The 23,011-nt window shown below is 63.5% G+C and carries 20 protein-coding genes; 7 read left to right on the top strand and 13 right to left on the bottom strand.

Features of this window, described 5'->3' with window-relative positions; all coding sequences use genetic code 11:
* Positions 1–8: 8 nt before the first annotated feature.
* The 4 genes from C1A35_RS15595 to gcl form a co-directional block, all read right to left on the bottom strand.
* Positions 9–1,277, bottom strand: a complete 1,269-nt coding sequence (locus C1A35_RS15595) for a glycerate kinase type-2 family protein (RefSeq protein WP_104665202.1) — start codon at positions 1,275–1,277, stop codon at positions 9–11.
* A gap of 179 nt (positions 1,278–1,456) precedes the next feature.
* A complete protein-coding gene (locus C1A35_RS15590) occupies positions 1,457–2,341 on the bottom strand; it encodes a 2-hydroxy-3-oxopropionate reductase (protein WP_104665201.1) in 885 nt (294 codons plus the stop codon).
* Positions 2,342–2,346: 5 nt separating this feature from the next.
* On the bottom strand, positions 2,347–3,162 hold the full coding sequence (gene hyi / locus C1A35_RS15585) for a hydroxypyruvate isomerase (RefSeq protein WP_104665200.1): 816 nt from the start codon (positions 3,160–3,162) through the stop codon (positions 2,347–2,349).
* Between the two features lie 76 nt (positions 3,163–3,238).
* The gene (gene gcl, locus C1A35_RS15580) at positions 3,239–5,023 is read right to left on the bottom strand and encodes a glyoxylate carboligase (RefSeq protein ID WP_043613573.1); all 1,785 of its coding nucleotides are present in this window, start codon (positions 5,021–5,023) and stop codon (positions 3,239–3,241) included.
* A 170-nt stretch (positions 5,024–5,193) separates the two neighbouring features.
* Here gcl and C1A35_RS15575 point away from each other — a divergent pair, with 170 nt between their 5' ends.
* A complete protein-coding gene (locus C1A35_RS15575; RefSeq protein WP_104665199.1) occupies positions 5,194–6,015 on the top strand; it encodes an IclR family transcriptional regulator in 822 nt (273 codons plus the stop codon).
* 88 nt (positions 6,016–6,103) lie between these two features.
* Here C1A35_RS15575 and guaD read toward each other — a convergent pair whose 3' ends face one another.
* Both guaD and C1A35_RS15565 read right to left on the bottom strand, forming a co-directional pair.
* Positions 6,104–7,456 carry a guanine deaminase gene (gene guaD, locus C1A35_RS15570; RefSeq protein WP_104665198.1) on the bottom strand — a complete coding sequence of 451 codons (1,353 nt, stop codon included), beginning with the start codon at positions 7,454–7,456 and terminating at the stop codon, positions 6,104–6,106.
* The gene (locus tag C1A35_RS15565) at positions 7,453–8,691 is read right to left on the bottom strand and encodes a urate hydroxylase PuuD (protein ID WP_104665197.1); all 1,239 of its coding nucleotides are present in this window, start codon (positions 8,689–8,691) and stop codon (positions 7,453–7,455) included. The genes guaD and C1A35_RS15565 overlap by 4 nt, the downstream gene beginning before the upstream one ends.
* A 147-nt stretch (positions 8,692–8,838) precedes the next feature.
* On the opposite strand from C1A35_RS15565, the gene C1A35_RS15560 reads away from it, so the two are divergent.
* On the top strand, positions 8,839–9,753 hold the full coding sequence (locus tag C1A35_RS15560) for a LysR family transcriptional regulator (protein ID WP_104665196.1): 915 nt from the start codon (positions 8,839–8,841) through the stop codon (positions 9,751–9,753).
* A 110-nt stretch (positions 9,754–9,863) separates the two neighbouring features.
* Here C1A35_RS15560 and C1A35_RS36390 read toward each other — a convergent pair whose 3' ends face one another.
* Together C1A35_RS36390 and C1A35_RS15550 are read right to left on the bottom strand one after the other, a co-directional pair.
* A complete protein-coding gene (locus C1A35_RS36390; protein ID WP_199772946.1) occupies positions 9,864–10,319 on the bottom strand; it encodes a hypothetical protein in 456 nt (151 codons plus the stop codon).
* A gap of 259 nt (positions 10,320–10,578) precedes the next feature.
* Positions 10,579–11,505, bottom strand: a complete 927-nt coding sequence (locus C1A35_RS15550; RefSeq protein ID WP_104665195.1) for a LysR family transcriptional regulator — start codon at positions 11,503–11,505, stop codon at positions 10,579–10,581.
* Between the two features lie 95 nt (positions 11,506–11,600).
* Between C1A35_RS15550 and C1A35_RS15545 the strand changes: the two genes are divergently transcribed.
* Positions 11,601–12,410, top strand: a complete 810-nt coding sequence (locus tag C1A35_RS15545) for an NAD(P)H-dependent oxidoreductase (protein ID WP_104665194.1) — start codon at positions 11,601–11,603, stop codon at positions 12,408–12,410.
* A gap of 12 nt (positions 12,411–12,422) precedes the next feature.
* Here C1A35_RS15545 and xdhC read toward each other — a convergent pair whose 3' ends face one another.
* Genes xdhC through uraH form a run of 4 tightly spaced genes read right to left on the bottom strand, consistent with a single transcriptional unit; the run spans position 12,423 to position 17,515 of the window.
* Complete coding sequence (xdhC, locus tag C1A35_RS15540; protein WP_104665371.1) at positions 12,423–13,289, bottom strand: xanthine dehydrogenase accessory protein XdhC; 867 nt, start codon at positions 13,287–13,289, stop codon at positions 12,423–12,425.
* Positions 13,290–13,307: 18 nt separating this feature from the next.
* On the bottom strand, positions 13,308–15,647 hold the full coding sequence (xdhB, locus tag C1A35_RS15535; RefSeq protein WP_104665193.1) for a xanthine dehydrogenase molybdopterin binding subunit: 2,340 nt from the start codon (positions 15,645–15,647) through the stop codon (positions 13,308–13,310).
* An 11-nt stretch (positions 15,648–15,658) separates the two neighbouring features.
* Positions 15,659–17,140 (bottom strand): xanthine dehydrogenase small subunit, encoded by a 1,482-nt coding sequence (xdhA, locus tag C1A35_RS15530; protein ID WP_104665192.1) that lies wholly within the window; start codon positions 17,138–17,140, stop codon positions 15,659–15,661.
* A gap of 3 nt (positions 17,141–17,143) precedes the next feature.
* Positions 17,144–17,515, bottom strand: a complete 372-nt coding sequence (gene uraH, locus C1A35_RS15525; RefSeq protein WP_104665191.1) for a hydroxyisourate hydrolase — start codon at positions 17,513–17,515, stop codon at positions 17,144–17,146.
* A 172-nt stretch (positions 17,516–17,687) separates the two neighbouring features.
* Between uraH and puuE the strand changes: the two genes are divergently transcribed.
* The 3 genes from puuE to C1A35_RS15510 all read left to right on the top strand — a co-directional run bounded on the left by puuE (position 17,688) and on the right by C1A35_RS15510 (position 20,689).
* Positions 17,688–19,103 (top strand): allantoinase PuuE, encoded by a 1,416-nt coding sequence (gene puuE, locus C1A35_RS15520; protein WP_104665190.1) that lies wholly within the window; start codon positions 17,688–17,690, stop codon positions 19,101–19,103.
* A 10-nt stretch (positions 19,104–19,113) separates the two neighbouring features.
* Entirely contained in the window at positions 19,114–20,133 is a 1,020-nt protein-coding gene (gene alc / locus C1A35_RS15515) for an allantoicase (protein WP_104665189.1), read from the top strand.
* A gap of 70 nt (positions 20,134–20,203) precedes the next feature.
* Positions 20,204–20,689: an ureidoglycolate lyase gene (locus C1A35_RS15510; protein ID WP_104665188.1), complete on the top strand. Its 486-nt coding sequence runs from the start codon at positions 20,204–20,206 to the stop codon at positions 20,687–20,689.
* A gap of 87 nt (positions 20,690–20,776) precedes the next feature.
* Here C1A35_RS15510 and C1A35_RS15505 read toward each other — a convergent pair whose 3' ends face one another.
* Positions 20,777–21,625, bottom strand: a complete 849-nt coding sequence (locus C1A35_RS15505; RefSeq protein ID WP_158665083.1) for a helix-turn-helix transcriptional regulator — start codon at positions 21,623–21,625, stop codon at positions 20,777–20,779.
* A gap of 111 nt (positions 21,626–21,736) precedes the next feature.
* Here C1A35_RS15505 and C1A35_RS15500 point away from each other — a divergent pair, with 111 nt between their 5' ends.
* Positions 21,737–22,990 (top strand): cytochrome P450, encoded by a 1,254-nt coding sequence (locus tag C1A35_RS15500; protein WP_104665186.1) that lies wholly within the window; start codon positions 21,737–21,739, stop codon positions 22,988–22,990.
* Positions 22,991–23,011: the final 21 nt, after the last annotated feature.

Raw genomic sequence — 23,011 nt, 5'->3', positions numbered from 1 at the left:
CGCGGATATCACTGCACCAGGATGGCGCGGAAGTCATTGACGTTGGTGCCCGTCGGGCCGGGCTTGAAGAGATCACCGAGCGCGTCGAACGCCGACCAACTATCGTTCTTCTGTAGGAATGCTGCGGCATCCAGCCGTTGCGACACAAGCCGGGCGATGGTGGTGCCGTCGGCAAAAGCGCCGGCATTGTCCTCGGAGCCGTCGATGCCGTCGGTGTCTGCGGCGAGCGCCGAGACGCCCTTGGCCCCGTCGATGCCGAGCGCCAGCGCCAGCAGGAATTCGCTGTTGCGACCGCCCTTGCCCTTGCCGCGGATGGTGACGGTCGTCTCGCCGCCGGAGAGAACGACGACCGGTTTGGTGAACGGCCGACCGCGGCCGGCCACTTCCCGCGCGATCGCCGCATGCACACCGCCAACGTCGCGTGCTTCGCCTTCGATCGCATCGGAAAGAATGATCGCGTCGATGCCGGCGGCACGCGCCTCTGCAGCCGCGGCCTCGAGCGAGACGGATGCGGAAGCGATCAGCCGGACTTCGTTACGGGCAAAACGCGGATCATCAGGAGATGGCGCAGCGCTATCTGGGCTGTTGACCCACGCCATAACCTTGGCCGGCAGGTCCAGACTGTAGCGCTCGATCAGCGTCAGCGCATCCTCGCGCGTGCTGGCGTCCGCCAGTGTCGGCCCGGAGGCGACCAGCGCCGGATCGTCGCCCGGAATATCGGAAACGATCAGCGAGACGACCTTGGCCGGATAGGCGGCCGCGGCAAGGCGACCGCCCTTGATCATCGAGACGTGCTTGCGCACAGCGTTCATGGCGCTGATGGGTGCGCCGGAGGCCAAGAGCGCCCGGTTGACGGCAATCTCGTCTTCCAGCGTCAGGCCAGGTGGCGGCGAAGGCAGCAGCGCCGACCCGCCACCGCAGACGAGCGCGACAACGAGATCGTCTTCCGTCAGTCCGCTGACTTCCGCAAGCAACCGCTTGGAGGCCAGCATGCCGTTTTCATCGGGGAGCGGGTGCGACGCTTCGAGCACCTCGATCTTTTCACACGGGGCAGCGTAGCCGTAGCGGGTGACGACCGCGCCCGAGAGCGGACCGTCCCAATGGCGCTCGAAGGCCGCCGCCATTTGCGCAGCTCCCTTGCCCGCGCCGACGACCACCGTGCGCCCCTTCGGCCGCTCCGGCAGATTGGCGGCAATCACTTTCTCCGGATCAGCCGCTGCGACTGCGGAGGCGAAAAGCGTTTCGAGGAAACGGCGTGGATCGGTGATGGCTGGCATTGATCTCCCCCTGGAGGATGTCGCTTCGCGATGCTGCATCCTTATATGTCATTCCAACGCAAGAAGGCCGCTGAAACTGCATGAAAGTCTCGGGCGGCGGTTCCTCCAACCGCCGCCCGGACACATGACCGGCCCGACACAATGGGACGTCGGACGGGTCATGTGCATTGAGCCTGAAGTCAGGCGACCTGGTGGTTCGCCATGCGCTCGAGCGCCCTAACAAGGCCGGAGTGGTCGAGGCCGCTGTCGCCGTTGGCCGCGCAGTTGTTGAAGAGTTCCTGCGTTGCCGCCGTGTTCGGCAGCGAGATGCCGAGCGACTTCGCGCCCTGGAGCGCCAGGTTCAGGTCCTTCTGGTGCAGCGAGATACGGAAGCCCGGATCGAAGGTGCGCTTGATCATGCGCTCGCCGTGAACTTCGAGAATGCGCGAGGAGGCAAAGCCGCCCATCAGCGCTTCGCGGACGCGCGCCGGATCTGCACCGGCCTTCGACGCGAAGACGAGCGCTTCCGAAACCGCCTCGATCGTCAGCGCGACGATGATCTGGTTGGCGACCTTGGTAACCTGGCCGTCACCGCAATCACCGACGAGCGTGATGTTCTTGCCCATCAGCTTGAGGAGCGGCAGGGCGCGGTCGAAACTCTCCTGGGCACCGCCGGCCATGATCGACAGCGAGGCGTTCTTGGCGCCGACTTCGCCGCCCGAAACCGGGGCGTCGATGTATTCGGCGCCGGTTTCGCGCACCTTCTTGGCGAATTCCTTCGTCTCGATCGGCGAGATCGAGCTCATGTCGATGACGAGCTTGCCCTTGGAAAGGCCGTAGGCGACGCCGTTTTCGCCGAAGAGAACGTCCTTGACCTCAGGCGTATCCGGCAGCATCAGGATAATGGTGTCGACGCTTTCGGCGAGCGCCTTCGGCGTCTCGACGAACTTGAGACCGTTGTCGAGCAGTTCCTGCCTCGGCGGGATCGCGAATTTCGAGGTGACGATGGTGTGGCCGGCATCCTGCAGGTGGCGCGCCATCGGCGTGCCCATGATACCCAGTCCAATGAAACCGATTGTTGCCATGGTGCTTAGCTCCTGATCTTGATGATGTCTGCGGATTGGGTGCGCTGGCGCTCGGCGCCGAGCCAGCCAAGGCCGTCGGCCGTCGTGGTGCGCGGCTTGTATTCGCAACCGATCCAGCCGTCGTAGCCGGCCGCTTCCAGTGCGTCGAAGACGAAGGGATAGTTGATCTCGCCGGTGCCCGGCTCGTTACGGCCGGGATTATCGGCAAGCTGGACGTGAACGATGCGATCGGCAAAACGCTTGTAGGTGCCGATCAACTCGCCCTGCGTGCGCTGCTGGTGATAGAGGTCGTACTGGATGAACAGGTTGTCGCTGCCGACCTCTTCGATGATCGAGGCGGCCTGTTCCACCGTGTTGAGGTAGAAGCCCGGGATATCGAAGTCGTTGATCGGCTCGATCAGCAGGCGAATGCCCTGCTTGCCGAGTTCGCTCGCCGCAAGCTTGAGGTTGGCGACCAGCGTGCTGCGAAGGACGCCCTCGGAGACGCCGATCGGCGCAATGCCGACCAGGCAGTTGACCTGCTTGCAATCGAGCGCCGTCGCATAGTCAATCGCGCTCGCAACTCCTTTGCGGAACTCGTCGACCCGGTCCGGCAGGATGGCGATGCCGCGCTCGCCGCTCGCCCAATTGCCGGCCGGCAGGTTGTGCAGAACCTGGGTCAGACCGTGGCGCTGAAGCTCGGCGCGCAGGCTCACCTTCTCGAATTCGTAGGGAAACAGATATTCCACGCCTTCGAAGCCGGCCTTGGCAGCAAGGGCGAAACGGTCGAGGAACGGCACCTCGTTGAACAGCATTGTCAGGTTCGCAGCGAACTTCGCCATGCGATGTTTCCTCCTTTTGTTCCTTGGAGCGGGATGCGGGCGGCCAGCCACCCGCACCTCCTCAGTCATTCGGGCCTTAGTCGAGCAGGGCCGTGATCGCGGTCGGTACGTCTTCGCCGCGCAACGCCAGCTCCTCGAACTCGACGACCGCATTGATGTCGGCGCCCATAGAGATGTTGGTGACGCGCTCGAGGATGAACTCGATGACGACGGGAACCTGGTGTTCGTCCATCAGCGCGCGCGCCCGGTCGAAGGCTTCCTGGAACTCGTTCGGGCTGCGCACCCGGATCGCCTTGCAGCCGAGACCTTCGGCAACCGCGACGTGGTCGACGCCGTAGCCCTTCTCCGCATCGCCCGACGCATTGATGTTGTCGAAGGCGAGGCTGACTTCGAAGTCCATGTTGAGGCCGCGTTGTGCCTGGCGGATGAGGCCGAGATAGGAATTGTTCACGACCACATGCAGGTAGGGCAGCTTGTGCTGGGCGCCGACCGCCAGTTCCTCGATCAGGAACTGGAAGTCGTAGTCGCCCGAGAGCGCAACGATCGTCCGGTCCGGGTCGGCGGCGCGAACCCCGAGAGCGGCAGGCAACGTCCAGCCGAGCGGGCCGGCCTGGCCGCAGTTGATCCAGTTGCGCGGCTTGTAGACGTGCAGGAACTGGGCGCCGGCGATCTGGCTGAGACCGATGGTCGAGACGTAGCAGGTGTCGCGGCCAAACGCCTTGTTCATCTCTTCATAGACGCGCTGGGGCTTCAGCGGCGTCTGGTCGAAGTGGGTCTTGCGCAGCATGGTGCGCTTGCGCTCGCGGCACTCTTCCGCCCAGGCGGACCAGTCACGCAGCTTGCCGGCCGTCTTCCACTCGGTCGCAACGTCAAGGAACAGCTTCAGCGCAGCGCCAGCATCCGAGACGATACCGAAATCAGGCGCGAAGACGCGGCCGATCTGGGTCGGCTCGATGTCGACGTGAACGAACTTGCGGCCTTCGGTGTAGGTCGGAACGTTGCCGGTGTGGCGGTTGGCCCAGCGGTTGCCGACGCCGAGAACGAAGTCGGAGGCGAGCATGTTGGCATTGCCGTAGCGATGCGAGGTCTGCAGGCCGCACATGCCGGCCATCAGCGGATGGTCGTCCGGGATCGTGCCCCAGCCCATCAGCGTCGGGATGACCGGGATGCCGGTGATTTCGGCAAACTCGGTCAGAAGATCGGACGCGTCAGCGTTGATGATGCCGCCGCCGGCGACGATCAGCGGACGCTCAGCTTCGTTGAGCATCGCGATCGCCTTTTCGGCCTGGGCGCGCGTTGCCTTAGGCTTGTAGGCTTCCAGCGGCTGGTAGGTGTCCGGATCGAACTCGATCTCGGCGAGCTGAACGTCGACCGGCAGGTCGATCAGCACCGGGCCGGGACGGCCGGAGCGCATGATGTGGAACGCCTTCTGGAAGACGAAGGGAACCAGTGCCGGCTCCATAACCGTGACCGCCCACTTGGTGACCGGTGCAGCGATCTTGGCGATATCGACCGCCTGGAAGTCTTCCTTGTCGAGACGGGCACGCGGTGCCTGGCCGGTGATGCACAGGATCGGGATCGAGTCCGCCGAGGCCGAATAGAGGCCGGTGATCATGTCGGTGCCGGCCGGGCCCGACGTGCCGATGCAGACGCCGATATTGCCGTGCTTGGCGCGGGTATAGCCTTCGGCCATGTGGGAGGCGCCTTCGACGTGGCGCGCCAGGATATGGCGAACCGAGCCGCGCGCCTTCAGCGCCGAGTAGAACGGATTGATGGCGGCACCCGGTACGCCGAAGGCGCAATCGATGCCTTCCTTCTCCAGAACGTAAACAGCCGCGTCAACGGCACGCATCTTTGCCATGGGAACTCCTCCTATTTCCTGAAAACATAATCCATAATTCGCGATACGCAACATACAAATGGAATTCATTTCCATCATGTGGAAATAAAGATTTTCAACAATTCGGAGAAAATCGGTTCACGGCCTGATAGAGGATGATGGGCAGAGATGTGATTTGCAGAGAGGCTTCGATGGACGGCAACGGCAGGGGAAAACGCGGGCGCAAGGCGGGCGAGAATGCCGCCCCTTCATCCGTCCAGGTGCTGGACCGCAGCCTTGCCCTGCTGACGGTCGTGGCTGAGGGCGACGGCTCGACCTTGACCCAGCTGGCCGACGAGACCGGCATGGCACCGTCCACGGTTCACCGCCTGCTGACGACGCTTTCCGGCCACGGCATGGTGATGAACGACCCGGACACCGGCGCCTGGACAGTCGGTTTGAAGGCGTTCGAGATCGGCAACGCCTATCTGCGCTTCCGCAAGCTCGGAACGATCAGCCGGCCGTTTCTAAAAGGACTGATGGAGGAAAGCGGCGAGACGGCGAATATCGGCATCGAGGAAGGCGGCGATGTCGTCTTCATCTCGCAGGTCGAAAGCCACGCGCCGATGCGCGCCTTCTTCCGTCCGGGCCGCCGCGGTCCGGTTCATGCCTCCGGCATCGGCAAGGCGATCCTTTCGACCTGGTCCGACAAGGAGATCGCCCAGCTTCTCGGCGGCCGCGAGCTCGTGCACTTCACCGACAAGACCCGTGACACGCTGCCGGCACTGTTGAAGGACATCCAGGAGATCCGCCACCGCGGCTGGTCGGTCGACGACGAGGAGCACACGCTCGGCATGCGCTGTGTCGCGGCGCCAATCTTCAACGAATATGGCGAAACGATCGCCGGCATCTCGATCTCCGGCCCATCGGTGCGTGTCAGCGACGAGAAGCTTTCGACCCTCGGCCCCATCGTGCGCGAACGCGCCGATGCGCTGACCAGGGCGATGGGCGGCAAACGGCCGGAAGAGCTGTAACCGATCAACAGGAAACGCCGCGCGTCCGATCCGAACACGCGGCGTTCTGGTGAGTAATCCTGGCGAGGCGCCACAGGGCGCACGCGCCTTAGGCCGTTTCGAGGCTCTTTACCGCCGAGGCGGCTGCATCCTTCGCGCTGTTCGCGGCGCGCTTCATCGGCTTGCCGGCAACATAGGTCTCGGCCACGCAGCGGTCGTCGCCCATCGCCTGCAGGATGAAGAGCTCCTCGGCGAGCGACCCCGCGACCCGCATGCGCAAGTCCATCGACGGCTTGGCACGGCTGTCGAGCACGACGATATCGGCATCGGCGCCGACATGCAGCGAGCCGATACGGTCGTCGAGATCGAGCGCGCGGGCATTGCCGAGCGTCATGTGGTAGAAGGAGTTGAACGGCGTCAGCCGCTGGCCCTGCAGGTGCAGCACCTTGTAGGCCTCGTCCATCGTTTCCAGCATCGAGAAGCTGGTACCGGCGCCGACATCGGTCGCGACCGACCAGCGGGCGCCGAGCTTGTCGAAACGATCGCGGTCGAAGAGACCCGAGCCCAGGAACAGATTCGAGGTCGGGCAGAAATTGCCGACGGAACCGGTTTCGGCGAGCACCGAAATCTCGCGATCGCTGAGATAAATGCAGTGGCCGAGCAGGGTCTTGCGCGTCAGCAGATCGTAGCGCGCATAGATGTCGGTGTAGTCCTTCGCTTCCGGATAGAGCGAGGTCGCAAAGGCGATCTCATCCTTGTTTTCCGAGAGATGCGTCTGGACGTAGCACTCCGGATGTTCGGCGACGAGCGTACGGCTCGCCTCCATCTGCTCGGGCGTCGAGGTGATGGCAAAACGCGGGCTGATGGCATAGTGCGCGCGGCCACGGCCGTGCCACTTTGATATCAGCGCCTTGGTCTCGTCATAGCCCTGCTGCGCCGTGTCGCGTAGCGCGTCCGGTGCGTTGCGGTCCATCATCACCTTGCCGCCGATCATCAGCATGCCGCGCGCTTCAGCCGCCCCGAAATAGGCATCGACACTTTCCGGGTGCACCGAACAGTAGGCGGCGGCCGTCGTCGTGCCGTTTGCCAGCAGTTCATCCAGGAAGCGGCCGGCGATGTAATCGGCATGCTCCGGCTTCCGGAACTTCTGCTCCTCGACGAAGATGTAGGTGTTCAGCCATTCGAGAAGCTGCGCGCCGTAGGAGGCGATCGCCTGCGTCTGCGGGAAATGCAGGTGCGTGTCGATCAGTCCGGGCAACACCAGGTGGGGGCGATGGTCGGCCACCTTGACGCCCGCACCGGCGCGCTGCGCGACCTCTGAATGCTCGCCGATGTCGGCGACCTTGCCGCCCCGCACCAGCACGGCCCCGTCCTCGAAGTAGCGATAGGAGGCCGTGTCGTCGATGCCCTTCGGTTCCTCGACGAAGGTGAGCACGCGGCCACGGATCAGCAGATCGGTCATTGGGTCTTTCCTCCATTGACGACGGATTCGTACCAGGCGACGAGCAATTGCCGCTCCTCGTCCGAAACGCCGGTGACGTTGGCGGGCGGCATCGCATGCGTGCGGCCGGCCTGCAGGTAGATTTCACGCGCGTGGTTGGCGATCTCGGTGTCGGTTTCGAGCGTCACGCCCTTCGGCGGCACGACGATGCCTTCCCAGCCCGGCTCCTTGGCATGGCACATGGAACAGCGGCCGAGCACCGTATCGCGGACCTTCGGAAAGGCTTCTGCGGTCACGAAGGGCTGCTGCGCGGCGGAGATCTTCTCCTCGCCGCCGCCGGCAAGCACCTTCGGCACGGTCGACAGCCACATGATCGCAACGAAGAGCAGCGCTGTGACGAGCCAGGTCCAGGTCGGGTTGCCCTTGTTCGCGTGACGGGTGTTGAAATAGTGGCGGATGGTGACGCCCATCAGGAAGACCAGCGAGGCGATGATCCAGTTGTACTGAGTACCGAAGGCCAGCGGGTAGTGGTTCGACAGCATCAGGAACAGAACCGGCAGCGTCAGGTAGTTGTTGTGGGTCGAGCGCTGCTTGGCGATCACGCCGTACTTGGCGTCCGGCGTGCGGCCGGCGATCAGGTCGCCGACGACCACCTTCTGGTTCGGAATGATGATGAAGAACACGTTGGCCGACATGATCGTTGCGGTAAACGCGCCGAGATGCAGGAAGGCTGCGCGGCCGGTGAAGAGCTGCGTATAGCCCCAGGCCATGCCGACGAGGATGAAGTAGAGCAGCACCATCAGGCGGGTGTTGTCGCGGCCGAAGGGCGACTTGCAGATCGTGTCATATGCGAGCCAGCCGAAGGCGATCGAGCCGAGCGAGATGGCGATCGCCACCGGCTTGGAAACGTCGAGCACGTTCGGGTCGATCAGGTAGAGGTCGGCACCTGCGTAGTAGACGAGGCAGAGCATGCCAAAGCCGGACAGCCAGGTGACGTAGGACTCCCATTTGAACCAGACCAGGTGCTCGGGCATGTTGGCCGGCGCAACCAGGTACTTCTGGATGTGGTAGAAGCCACCGCCGTGCACCTGCCATTCTTCGCCATAGGCGCCGACCGGCAGATGGGGATGTTTCTTCAGACCGAGGTCGAGGGCGACGAAGTAAAAGGACGAACCGATCCATGCAATGGCGGTGATGACGTGCAGCCATCTCACGGCAAAGGTCAGCCAATCCCAGGCGATGGCATAGTCGTACATGAAATTCTCCCATTTCTCCTCGGACCATTATGTGTCATTGCTGGAGGTCGCGGGAACGTCGCTGCTTCACCAACACTTTCAAAAAAATCTATAAAATAGCGACGGAATGGATGGGCTAGTAAGAAGCCGGAGGAGTGGGACGAAGGCATGTCTTATCTGGACAATGTGCGCGTCTTCGTACGCGTCGTAGAGCTTGGAACCCTGTCGGCTGCCGGTCGCGACCAGCGGGTGACGCCAGCAGTTGCAAGCAATAGAATCAAGGAGTTGGAACGCCACATGGGCGTTCGCCTGTTCAATCGGACGACGCGCAAGCTGACCCCGACGGAGCACGGCCGCGTCTTTTACGACGGTGCCGTAAAGATCCTCGAGGCGGTCAACGAAGCGGAAAACGCGATTGCCGATCTCTCGCGCAATCCGAAGGGTGCGCTCAAGATTACCGCTCCCCTAGGGATAGGTCGCCGATTGATCGCGTCCGGCATTCCCGAGTTTCATGACAAGTATCCCGACATCGAAGTGCGGCTTCGCCTGTCGGACCACAATGTCGATATTCTCTCGGAAGGCGTCGACGTCGCCTTCAAGCTCGGCATCCTCGAAGATTCGAACCTGCGCATGCGCGGCATCATGAATTGCGAGCGGGTTGTCTGCGGCGCGCCGGCCTATTTCGAAAAGCGCGGCATACCCCAGACCCCCGACGCACTGATCGCCGACAAGCATGACTGTCTGCTGCTCAGGTACCCCGGTTCGAAGGAATATTTCTGGACGCTCCAGACCATGGAGGGCGTGCGCAAGCTCGAAGTCACCGGCCCCTATGATTCCGACGATGGCGACGTGCTGACGCAATGGGCACTCGACGGCCGCGGCATCATCAACAAGCCATTGTTCGAGGTGAAGGCGCACATCAATTCCGGCGCGCTGGTGCCGATCCTTGCCGACACGCCGCCGCTCAGCGTGCAGCTCGCGGCGATCTATCCGCACAAGCGGTTCCAGGACCCGAAAGTGCGGCTGATGATCGACTACATGGCCGAGCGCTGTCAGCGGCTGATCAACGGCATGCTGGCCTGATCGAATTGCGCTGGACCGCTGCGGTTCCGGTTGCTGCCCCATCGGCGCGCTTATCCATTAGGAAGAAGGCGCGCCGCCGAAGCGAACGCGCCCTCCGCAAGATTCAGATATCAGCGATTTGTGTCGCTGTGCTTCGACTTGCCGGGAACGCCGTCGCCGCCGCCATTGCCAAAGCCGTTGTTGGCGTGCTTGGTCTTGCCACCGCCGTCGCCGCCGCCGTCACCACCGCCGTCGCCGCCCCCGTCACCACCGCCGTCGCCACCACCTTCGCCGCCGCCATCGCCGCCGCCGTCACCACCACCTTCGCCGCCGCCATCGCCGCCGCCGTCACCGCCGTCGCCGCCGCCGTCACCGCCGCCATCGCCGCCATCGCCGCCGTCGCCACCAGTCCCGCCTTCGCCACCGGTCCCGCCGTCGCCGCCAGTCCCGCCATCACCGCTGGTACCACCTTCACCAGTGGTGGTCCCCCCATCGGCGTGAGCAATGCCGATCATCATCGGCGCGCTATAGTGCGTCAGCACCGCGAATGCCGTGGACAAGAGCAACGTACGTGTCAATTTCTTCATAATTGCCTCCCGATCTGATGCGTCCCCGTCTCCGTGCAATTGCGCAAAACGCGATCTTTCTTAAATGCACCAAAGAAAATCCTGGACGCGCTACCTCCTTAAAGGCCGACCTCAGCGCCAACCTTATTTTAGACACCACTGATAATAAGCAGATCCTGAAGCAACCGGTAAGCGACACATTTGTGCTATGGCTCAAGCCATGCATCCGATCCATTTGGAGTATGGCTCACACGGTCGGAGTGACGCGAAGGTGAGGCCGCTAACCTCTCGACCTGTCGATCCCCGGAAGGCTGCCGACCGCACCAACCAGGAAATCGACGAGCAGACGAACGCGGGCAATGCCGGCGCGCTCCGGCACGATCAACAGGTTGAGCGGGACCGAAGGCAGCGAAAACGCCTCAAGCAGCGGCACCAGGCGGCCGGCCTCGATCAGATCGTCGACGAGCCATCGATGGGCAGGCGCGATGCCCCTGCCGGCAACGAGAGCCTCGCGCGCGGCAAGGCCGTGATCGACGCGAAGGCGTCCACCGAAGGGCACCGACAGATGCTGCCCATCCGCCCCTTCGAAGACAAGGCTGTCGCTGCCGGCAACGTTCGACATGCGGATCCCCTCATACGCCGACAGCTCGCCTGGGGAGCGGGGAAATCCCCGTGCGGAAAGGTAGTCGGGAGCTGCCACAAGCAGCCGCCGGCTTTGCCCGAGTGATCGCAGCTTCATCGAACTGTCGGTGAGTGGACCGAGACGCAGCGCGATGTCTATTCCTTCCCGCACCAGATCGACACGCTCATCGGTCAGGCTCAGATCAACACCAATGTCGGGGTGTTCGTCCTGGAAGGCAAAGATCAGCCGGCTGACGTGCAGCACCCCGAATGCGGAGGTGCAGGATACGCGAATGGTACCTGAAGCCGCGCCGCGGGCGCCGCGCGCTTCGTCGCCCGCCTGCTCGACCAGGCGCAGGATCTGGACACTGTCTGCATAGTAACGGGCGCCTTCGTCGGTCATCGTGACGCGGCGCGTGGTGCGGCTGAGTAACGGCACGCCGACGGCTTCCTCGAGTTCCCGCAGATGCCGCGTCACCGTCGACTGGCCGATGCCGAGCTCGCGCGCTACGGCCGAAAGGCTGCCGCGCTCGGCGACACGCACGAAGGTGCGCATGCGTTCCAGCGTGACATCCGATTTATCCATTTTTTGGCAGAAACCTATGCATTACGAACATCTACCGCATGGAAAGGCGGCGGTCTACCTAGAGTCTCGGTTGATGACACCAGGGAATACTGACCATGAAAGTTCTGCTTGTTTATGCCCACCCCGAACCGCGTTCACTCAACGGCGCGCTGCGCGATATCGCCGTCAAGGCGCTTGAGGCCGAAGGCCATGAGGTCCGCGTCACCGACCTCTATGCCGAGGGGTGGAAGTCCGAGATCGACCGGGCCGACTTTCCCGCCCTTGCTCCGGATACCCGCTTCAAGCCGAGCCGCGCCTCGAAGGAGGCCTTCGCCACCGATACGCTGACCGTTGACGTCAGGGCCGAGCAGGAAAAACTGCTTTGGGCCGATGCCCTGATCCTGCAGTTTCCGCTGTGGTGGTATTCGATGCCGGCGATCCTGAAAGGCTGGGTCGATCGTGTCTATGCCTACGGCTTTGCCTATGGCGTCGGCGAGCACAGCGACAAATATTGGGGCAGGCGCTTCGGCGAGGGAACGCTGGCCGGCAAACGCGCCATGCTTGTCGTGACGACGGGTGGCTGGGAAGAGCACTATTCGCCGCGGGGCGTCAACGGACCGATCGACGACCTGCTCTTCCCGATCAATCACGGGATCCTCTTCTATCCCGGTTACGACGTGCTTCCACCCTTCGTCGCCTACCGCGTCGACAGCCTTGACGACGCTGGTTTTCAAGCCACGTCGGAACGACTGAAAGAAAGAATGCACACGCTCGCGACGACTGCGCCCATTCCCTATCGCCGGCAGAACGGCGGGGACTATGCGATCCCGACCCTTGAACTCCGACCGGAGGTCGGCGACCCGCGCATCAACGGATTTGCGCTCCACCTCAACGGTGCACACCGGGGCGAAACGGCGCTACGCTGACGGGCCGAATTGCTAACGAGCAAGCTTGGCGGCAGCCGGCCGACGCGAGATGTCCGCTTGCACAGGCTGGCGAAAACTAAGAGCCGCCGCCATGACTTCGGCGGCGGCAAGGGCTGCGATCACCGCCGGCCGCTTGTCCTTCACCGTCGTGCCGCCGATCGGGCAGATGAGGCGGTCGAAGAGGTCCGGCCGGCCGATCTCGCGCGACAGCCAGTTCTTGAATGTGCCGCGTTTCGTCTTCGAGCCGATCATGCCGACATAGGATGCATCGTCGCGACGAAGCGCTTCCGCCGCAATCAGGAAGTCGAGCGCGTGGTCGTGCGTCAGGATGACGAAGGCGCTGCCGGGGGGCGCGTCGCGCACGACGGCCTCGGGCATCGCCGTCAGGCAGGTTTCGATGCCGGGAATGTCAGCAACGGCGGAAAGCTCGTTCTCGCGGGTATCGACGAGCACGGTGCGCACCGGCACCAGGGAGAGCGCCAGCGCCAGCGCATCGCCGACATGGCCGGCGCCGAAGACATAGACATGCGGCCGGCTGGCGATTTCCAGGTCGCTGCGTTCAATCAGCATGGCGGCTTTCTCCTGATCGAGGCGTGTGAAGGCGAGCGCCACGCGCCCGCCGCAACACTGGCCGATCTCCGGACCGAGCGGGATGGTCATGGCCTCCGGCGCGTCGCCACGCTTCAGCGCCCGCCGGCCGTGATCGATCGCCATGTATTCGAGCTGACCGCCACCGATCGTGCCGAACAGGCTTTCGGCGGCGACAAGCATCCAGGCATCGGTGTCGCGTGGTGTCGAGCCGGCAGCCCCCGTCACCTCCACGAGCACGCAATTCGGCTCGCGTCGGAGAAAGTCCCTGATATCCTCGCGGCTCGCCACCATGACAATCAGCCCCTGTTACCCTTTCTGCCGTGCGGCTGCCCTGAGCCGCTCGATCGCCATCAGCACGCGCTCGGGCGTCGCCGGCGCATCAAGGCGCGGTGCTATACGATACTCTGCAACGCTGGCGGCCGCCATCGACAAGGCCTCGAGAACCGAGATGCCGAGCATAAACGGCGGTTCGCCTACAGCCTTCGAGCGGCGGATCGTTTCCTCGCGGTTGACCGACCACTCGGCAAGCCGTGTGTTGAAGACGCGCGGGCGATCCGATGCAAGCGGGATCTTGTAGGTCGACGGCGCATGCGTGCGCAGACGACCCTTGGCATCCCACCAGAGCTCCTCCGTCGTCAGCCAGCCCATGCCCTGGACGAAGGCGCCTTCCACCTGACCGAGGTCGAGCGCCGGGTTCAGCGACCGGCCGACATCGTGCAGGATATCGGTGCGGTCCACCTGGTATTCGCCGGTCAGTGTATCGACGCTGACCTCGGAGCACGAGGCGCCATAGGCGTAGTAGAAGAACGGCCGGCCCCGGCCTTCGGCGCGGTTCCAGTGGATCTTCGGCGTCTTGTAGAAACCGGCCGCCGAAAGCTGGATGCGGGCGCCATAGGCGATCTTGATGAACTCGTTGAAGCCGAGGCGTTCCGCGCCGACCCGCACCGTGTTCGGCTCGAAGGCGACATCAGCTTCGGCAACGTTCCAGCGCTCGGCGGCGAACTTGACGAGCCGCGCCTTGATCTGCTGGGCGGCGTTGGCCGCGGCCATGCCGTTGAGGTCCGAACCCGACGACGCGGCCGTCGCCGAGGTGTTCGGCACCTTGCCGGTCGTCGTCGCCGTCACCTTGATGCGGTCGAGGTTCACCTGGAACTCGTCGGCAACCACCTGGGCGACCTTGGTATAGAGCCCCTGCCCCATCTCGGTGCCGCCGTGATTCAGGTGGATCGAGCCATCCGTATAGACGTGCACGAGCGCGCCCGCCTGGTTGTACTCGGTCTTGGTGAAGGAGATGCCGAACTTCACCGGCGTCAGCGCGATGCCGCGCTTGACCACGTGGTTCTCGCGGTTGAACGCGATCACCGCCTCGCGGCGCCTGGCATAATCGGCCGAGGCTTCCAGCTCCTCGATGATCCGGCCGATGATATTGTCTTCCACGGTCTGGTGGTAGGGCGTGAGGTTCCGCCCTTCGCCGCCGTAGAAGTTCAGCTTGCGGATTTCGAGCGGATCCTTGCCGACCGCATAGGCGATCTCCTCGATCATGCGTTCGCCGCCGACCATGCCTTGCGGTCCGCCGAAGCCACGAAACGCGGTGTTGGAGACCGTATTGGTCTTCAGCGGGCGCGAGCGCAGCCGCACGTTCGGATAGAAATAGCAGTTGTCGGCGTGGAAGAGCGCGCGGTCGGTGACGGGGCCCGAGAGATCGGCCGAATAACCGCAGCGCGCCGAGAAGACGGCATCCACCGCCTCGATGCGGCCGTCGTCGTCGAAGCCGAGCTTGTAGTCGACGTGGAAGTCGTGGCGCTTGCCGGTTGCGCTCATGTCGTCGTCGCGGTCGGGTCGGACCTTGACCGGGCAGCGATATTTCTTGGCGGCGACCGCAGCCACGGCCGCGAAGATGTTCGCCTGGGTTTCCTTACCGCCGAAACCGCCGCCCATGCGGCGCACGTTGACGGTGACCGCGTTCGACGGCACGCCGAGCACGGTCGCGACCATGTGTTGCGTTTCTGCCGGATGCTGGGTCGAGGAATAGACGAGCACTTCATCGTCTTCGCCAGGGATGGCGAACGAGATCTGGCCTTCCAGATAGAAGTGGTCCTGGCCGCCGATGCGCATCTCGCCTTCGAGGATGTTCTTCGCCTTGGCGAAGCCGGCGTCGATGTCGCCGCGCTCGAGCTTCAGGGGATCGATGACCAGCGGATAGTTCGCCGCCGCTGCTTCGAGCACGTCCGTCACATGCGGCAGGTCGCGATACTCGATCTTGACCTTGGCGGCCGCGCGCCGCGCCGCCTCGCGCGAGGTGGCGACGACGGCGAAGATCGGCTGGCCGTGGAACTCGACCTTGTCGGTGACGAAGATCGGCTCGTCATGCTTGTGCGCCGGGCTGATGTCGTTCTCGCCGGGAATATCGGCCGCCGTCAGCACGCCGATCACGCCTTCGCTGCTCTTCACGGCTTCAAAGTCGATCGACAGGATATCGGCATGCGCGCGCTGCGACAGGCCGAGATAGCCATGCAACGTGCCCTGGGGTTCCGGGATGTCGTCGATGTATTCGGCCGTTCCCGACACATGCTTGTGGCCGGACTCGTGCCGTTCGTTTTCGTGCACGCCGCCGCGGATGCGGTCGATGGGCTGCATCACGTTCATGGCTTCCTCCCTTAAACCGCGACAGCAATGGTGCGGTCGAGACGGAGCTGGCCGCCAGTCGACTGCGTTTCGAGATAAAAGCGGCGAAGCAGGTTCTTCGCCACCAACTGGCGGTATTCCGCCGAGGCGCGCCAGTCGGTGAGCGGTGTGAAGTCCTTGTCGAAGGCTGCGACAGCGCGCTCCACCGCCTCCTCATTCCACTCGGCACCTTTTAGCACCGCCTCCACATGAGCAGCGCGCTTCGGTGTAGCGGCCATACCGCCAAAGGCGATCACGGCGTCTGTCACGCGGCCGGCGTCAAACGCGATGTTGAAGCCGCCGCAGACGGCAGTGATGTCCTCGTCCAGACGCTTCGTCACCTTGTAGACGGCGACACGCGCATTGTCCGAAACGAAGGGGATGCGCACACTTTCGACGAATTCGCCGGGCTCACGATCCTGCTTGCCGTAGGCGATGAAGAAGTCTTCGAGAACGACCGTGCGGCGGCGAGCGCCCTTGCGCAGCGTGATCGAGGCGCCAAGTGCGATCAGCGCCGGCGGCGTGTCGCCGATCGGCGAGCCGTTGGCGATGTTGCCGCCGACGGTACCCATATTGCGCACCTGCTGGCCGCCGATGCGATCCCAAAGCTCCGTCAGTTCCGGGAAATGTTCGACGATAACGGGGTAGGCCTCGGCATAGCTGACGCCGGCGCCAAGGGTGACGCCATCGGCATCGACCGTGATCCGGCGCAGTTCTTCGAGATGGGTCAGGTGAATGACCGGCGAGATATCGCGCATGAATTTCGTCACCCAGAGCCCGACATCGGTCGAACCGGCGACGATCGTCGCCTTCGGGTTGGCTTCGAGCACGGCGGCGAAATCGTCGACCGAGCCTGGAAGAATGAAGCGTTCCGTCTCCGAGCCGATTTCCACCCGGCGGCCATCCTGAAGGACGGCCAATTCGCCGGCAATGCGGTCACGCTCGGCAACCAGCGGATCCTTGCCGACATCGCCGATCGTCGAGATGGCTTCTGCCGCACGGATGATCGCGGCATAGCCGGTGCAGCGACATAGATTACCCTGCAGCGCCTTTTCGATTTCGGCAATCGACGGCTTCGGGTTTTCCATCCAGAGGCCATAAAGCGACATCACGAAGCCCGGTGTGCAGAAGCCGCATTGCGAGGCGTGCGTATCGACCATCGCCTGCTGCACCGGATGCAAGGGACCTGCCGGCTGCGCCAGACTATCCACCGTCACAATATGACAGCCGTCGAGCGAGCCGACGAAGCGGATGCAGGCATTGACGGATTCGTATTTGAGCTGGCCGTCCAGCAGACGGCCGACGAGCACCGTGCAGGCGCCGCAGTCGCCCTCGGCGCAGCCTTCCTTCGTGCCCTTCAGATTGCGGTCGATGCGCAGGAAATCGAGCAGCGTCTGGACCGGCGAAACGTCGGCGAGTTCGACCAGCCGATGGTTCAGGATGAAGCGGATGGTGTTGCGGATCTGGATCGTCATTGCTCAGCTCCCGCGGTAGGTGGAGTAGCCATAGGGCGAGAGAAGCAGCGGCACGTGGTAGTGCGCGCCCTGGTTATCGATACCGAAGCGGATCGGGATCACGTCGAGGAACGGGTTTTCACCGCGCTTGGCTGCGCCGCCGAGATAATCGCCCGCATGGAACTGCAGCTCGTAGGTGCCGGTCTGCATGCGCTCGCCGCTCAAGAGCGGCTCGTCACAGCGGCCGTCGTCATTGGTCTTGACGGATTTGATATGCGTCTGGCGATCACCTTCGACCCGGTAGAGCTCGATGCGCAGCCCTTCGGCCGGTTTGCCGCTGGCCGTATCCAGCACGTGCGTCGTCAGACGGCCGGCGTTTCCACCCTGAGATTGCATAGTTTTCGCTCCTCCCGAAGTCAGCTTTCCACCTCGCAGTATTCCGGCATTTGAGCCTGCTCGGTAGCGACCGGATCATTCGAGACTTTCAAAATTTTTGGGGGGAATGGCTCGAAACAAATGCCGGTAGAAATTGGATGCAGAGACGAAAATGTCTGGAGGAGCTGCTTTCATGAGATACCCCCGCGATCTTCACGGCCACGGCCCGAACTTCAAGATCACATGGCCTGACGGCGCGCGGATCGCCGTGCAATTCGTCATCAATTACGAGGAAGGCGGAGAGAACTGCGTGCTGCATGGCGACGCGGCTTCCGAAGCATTCCTGTCGGAAATCGTCGGTGCGCAGGCCTGGCAGGGCCAGCGCCACTGGAACATGGAATCGATCTACGAATATGGCGCGCGCGCCGGCTTCTGGCGGCTGCATCGCATGTTTACCGAGCGCGGCGTGCCGGCGACCGTCTATGGCGTCGCGACAGCGCTGAAGCGCTCACCCGAGCAGGTCGCCGCCATGCAGGACGCCGGCTGGGAAATCGCCTCGCACGGCCTGAAATGGATCGAGCACAAGGACTTTTCACCGGAGCGCGAGCGCCAGGAGATCGCCGAGGCGATCCGGCTGCACACTGTTGTCACCGGCGAGCGCCCGCGCGGCTGGTACACCGGCCGCTGCTCCGACAACACGCTCGACCTCGTCACCGAGGCCGGCGGCTTCGACTACGTGTCGGACGCCTATGCCGACGACCTGCCCTACTGGCATGAACATGCCGGCCACCACCAGCTCGTCATCCCCTATACGCTCGACAGCAACGACATGCGCTTTGCCACCCCGCAGGGCTTCAACAGCGGCGACCAGTTCTTCAGCTACCTCAAGGACAGCTTCGACGTGCTCTATGCCGAAGGCACCGCCGGTGCACCGAAGATGCTGAGCATCGGGCTGCACTGCCGCCTCGTCGGCCGCCCCGGCCGCGCCGCGGCACTCGCCCGCTTCCTCGACTATGTGCAGAGCCATGAAAAGGTCTGGCTCGCCAAGCGCGTCGACATCGCCCGCTACTGGGCCGAAAATTACCCGTACAAGGCCTGGGACGATCGCCCGTCACGGCTTGGCGAAGAGGCGTTCGTCGCCAAGTTCGGCGGTGTCTTCGAGCATTCGAAGTGGATTGCCAAGCGCGCTTTCCAGGGCGAGCTTTCGCCGGCCAACGACACGGCGATCGGCCTTGCGGCAGCACTCTCCGCCGTCTTCCGCGAAGCCTCGGCGGAGGAACGGCTCGCGGTCCTGATCGCCCACCCAGATCTCGCCGGCAAGCTGGCGCAGGCGAAACGCCTGACGGAAAGCTCGACCAACGAGCAGGCAGGTGCCGGTCTCGATGCGCTGACCGATGCTGAGCGCGAGCGCTTCACCACGCTCAATGCGTCTTACGTCGACAAGTTCAAGTTCCCGTTCATCATGGCGGTCAAGGGGCGCACCAAGGACGAGATCCTGGCGGCCTTCGAAAGCCGGATCGGCAACGATCGCGAGACGGAGTTCGAGACGGCCTGCCGGCAGGTGGAGCGCATTGCCTATCTGCGCCTCAAGGACATGCTGCCGAGCTGAGGGCCTTGTCATGACGACCGACGGCGTGAGCCCGCCCGAATTCGCGCGGAACGCGATCAACCTTGCCTCGGCCGGTCTCGGCGCAAGGCCGGTGTTTGCGACAGACGAGTTCTTCGCGCCGCTCGAGCGCATGCTGCAGGATGCGCCGCCGGTCTATCATCCCGGGGTCTATGACGAGAACGGCAAGTGGATGGACGGCTGGGAGACGCGGCGACGCCGCGGCCCCGGCAACGACCATGCGATCGTGGCGCTCGCGACGAGCGGACGCATCCATGGCTTCGAGGTCGATACCGCCCATTTCACCGGCAACTATCCGAGCGCCTGCGCCATCGACGCCTGCTTGGCGCCGGAGGGGCCGGACGAGAACACGGTCTGGACGGAAGTCATCTGCCCTCAATCTCTCGGCCCGAGCGCCCAGCACCATTTCGAGGCCAGATCGGAGGCCGTCTGGAGCCATGTCCGCCTGCGCATCTATCCTGACGGCGGCATCGCCCGTCTCAAGGTCTTTGGCACGCCTGCCCTCGACCGGGCGGCGATCGGCGACGCGGTGGTCGACCTTGCATCGTCTCTCCTCGGCGGCCGTATCGTCGCCTATTCCAACGGGCATTACGGCCATCAGCGGCTGCTTGCGCCCGGACGGGGCGTCAACATGGGCGATGGCTGGGAGACCCGTCGCCGCCGCGAACCCGGCAACGACTGGATCGTGGTGAAGCTCGCTGCACGCGGCGAGGTCGAGCGGATCGTGGTCGATACCGCCCACTTCAAGGGCAACTACCCCGATGCCTGTTCGCTGCAGGCCGCCGACCTCGAAGCGGCTGCATGCGAACTGGCCGCGTCTGTCACGGCCTCGTCGATGTTCTGGCATGAGGTCTTGCCGCCGCAGAAACTCGCCGCCGACAGCATCCATACCTACGAAGCGCACGAACTGGCGGCTTCGGGTCCGGTGACCCATGTGCGTTTCAACATCTTCCCCGATGGCGGCGTCAGCCGGCTGCGTGTCTTCGGGCGTATTGCGAAAGCCGGCATCTAGATCATTTCGCCGAGGAGGCGAAACGATCGAACTTTTGAAGCCCGATCAACATTGCACGGAGGAGCGTCGCATGAAGGAGATCGTCATACAGCCACTGACCCGGGAGGCCTTTGCGCCGTTCGGCGACGTGATTGAAACCGAGAATGCCCACAACTTCCCCATCAACGGGGGCAAGGCAACCCGCTATCACGATCTCGCCAAGATCGATACAACAGGCGAGAAGGCCCGGCCGATGATCAGCCTGGTACGCGGCGTACCCTATCCGCTGCCGCTGAAACTGACCATGGTCGAGCGCCACCCGCTCGGCAGTCAGGCCTTCATTCCCTTGAGCGACAACCCGTTTCTCATAGTCGTTTCCAAGGAGACCGAAGAAGGGCCGAGCGAACCGATCGCCTTCAGGACCACGCCGGGCCAGGGCGTCAACATCGCCCGCAATGTCTGGCACGGCATCCTGACGCCGCTCGATGACGTCTCGGACTTCGCGGTCGTCGATCGCGGCGGCGAAGGTGTGAACCTGGAGGAGCATTTCTTCAAGGAGCCATTCCTGATCGTATGAATGAACGCATGACCCGGTCGTCCGGTCGGGTTCATCGGTGCGCCAGGGCCTCGCTGGCCGCCGAAATCGGATGAAACGACTGTGGCGTCAATAACCGCCATCGCGCTTGAACTTCGTCGGCGTGTACCCCGTCAGCCGCCGGAAATCGCGCGAGAAATGATAGGGATCCGGATAGCCGCATTCGGCCGCCACGGCCGAGACCTTGGCATCGGGTCCGACCAGCAGGCGCTTTGCCTGGTTGATGCGCTCGTGGCGCAGCCAATCCATCGGCGTCGTCCCCACCATGTCGCGAAAGCGGCGAAAAAGCTGCGACGGGCTGAGCCGCGCACGCATGGCGAGGTCGTCGATCGTCCAGGAGCGGGAAAGATCGTCCCGCATGGCTTTGAGAACCGTGAGCAAACGGCCTTCGTCAGCTGTGCCCCCAGCCGGCGCCGCGCCGTTCAAGCGGGGTGCGATCATGTCGGCAATCAGCCCTGCAATCGCGGCGCTCGCAAGGGCATCGGTTGCCGGCGACCGTTCGGCCAGAAATCCGATCACGGCTTTGAAGGCTGCGCGCACGGCCCGAGGGTCCTTCGACAGAAAGAGCGGCTGCTGCTGCACCCCGAGAAACTGATAGAGGGCATTGAGGCCGTGCCCCTCGATCCCCATCCAGAGATAGCGCCAGTTCTCACTCTCCACTGCACAACTGTGCGCGTAGGCCTGCGCCGTATCCAGCCAGACAACGCTGTCGGCTTCGGCGAGAAAACGCTGGTCACGCAGTTCGATCAAGCCACAACCGCCGATCGTGTAAACGAAGACGTGCTGGTGGAAGCGCTTGCGGATCGGTGCTTCCTGCGGCCATGCCGTTCGGCTTCCGGCAACCAACGCCAGATAGGGGAAGGCATCGGCGAACTTCGCCGGCGTATGGAAGTAAAGCTCTTCTTTCAGGCTCTGCATCTGCTTTTCCTGACAGGCGATGCGAGTTTTGTCCATCATCTTGCGATCGGCCACTATTCCTCAACACGGGCCCGTGACGCTATCATGCAGCTTTATGCACGGAGTGTACCGATGACCAAAGCCGCGCCGAACGGCGATGCAGCCAATTTCACCTTCGCGCCGCTGTCGCCGGAGTTTGCCCGCGATCCCTATCCGACCTACCGGACGCTGCGCGAAGAGGAAGGTCTGCATTACTTTGCGGATTTCGACATCTGGCTCGCCTCGCGTTTCGAGGACGTGTCCGCCATCGTCATGGACAAGCGCATGGTGCGCTCGCTCGAGGACATCGCGACGAAGGAAGAGCTCTCAAAACTGCAGCGCGCCGCCAACTGGCACGACATGCCGCACCACGAACGTTTCGTGCAGTTCAGCCTGCTCGACAGCGACGGCGCGGTGCATGACCGGCTGCGCAAGCAGGTGTTCAAGCTGTTTACGCCGGCCATGATCGCCAAGCTGCGCGAGCAGATCCAGGCCTATGTCGACCGGCTGATCGACAGTCTCGCCGATCGTGGCGAAATCGACTTCGTCGACGACCTCGCCGCCCATGTTCCCGGCCATATCATCGGCCGCCTGCTCGGCGTGCCGGATGAGGACTGTCCGCAGCTGCGCATCTGGTCGGAAAACATCGTGCAGTTCTTCGACGTCGACCGTTCCGACGCGCGCAAGGAAATCGCCGAGCGCAACACCACCGAGTTCTACGAATATCTGACAGCGCTGAAGGCCGAGCGCGAGCGGGCGCCGAAGGACGATCTCATCTCGGTGCTGATCGAGGCGGAGCGTTCGGGTGCGATGAACTTCGACGAATTCATTTCGACCTGCATGCTGATCCTGATGGCCGGCCACGGCTCGACGATCGACGTGCTCGGCAGCGGCATGCATGCGCTCTTGCGCTTCCCGGAACAGATGGCGCGTCTTCGGCAGGATCCCGGCCTGATCCAGACCGGCGTGCAGGAGATGTTCCGCTACGAGTCGCCGCTGCCGTTCTTCCATCGCCATTGCGTCGATGACGTCGAGATCTTCGGCCGTCGCTTCGAGCGCGGCACCAAGTTCGGCCTGCTCTATGGCGCCGCCAACCGTGACCCCAAGCAGTTCGAAAATGCCGACACCTTCGACATCGGCCGCACGCCCAATCGGCATCTGGCCTTTGGCGGCGGCGTGCATTTCTGTCTCGGCAACCACCTCGCGCGCCTCGACATGGATATCATCTTCAGCACCCTGCTTCGCCGCTTCCCGACCATCGAGCTCGTCGACCCGGCGCCGGAATACAAGCGCGGCCTGTCCGTCCGTGGGCCCAAGAAGCTCAAGATCGCGCTCCGGCACGCTTGATCCAAAATCCCAGACACCAAC

Source organism: Ensifer adhaerens, from assembly GCF_002940685.1.
GTDB lineage: Bacteria > Pseudomonadota > Alphaproteobacteria > Rhizobiales > Rhizobiaceae > Ensifer > Ensifer adhaerens_E.
Note: the sequence above shows the minus strand (reverse complement) of the source record. Positions and strands in the feature narration are given on the sequence as shown.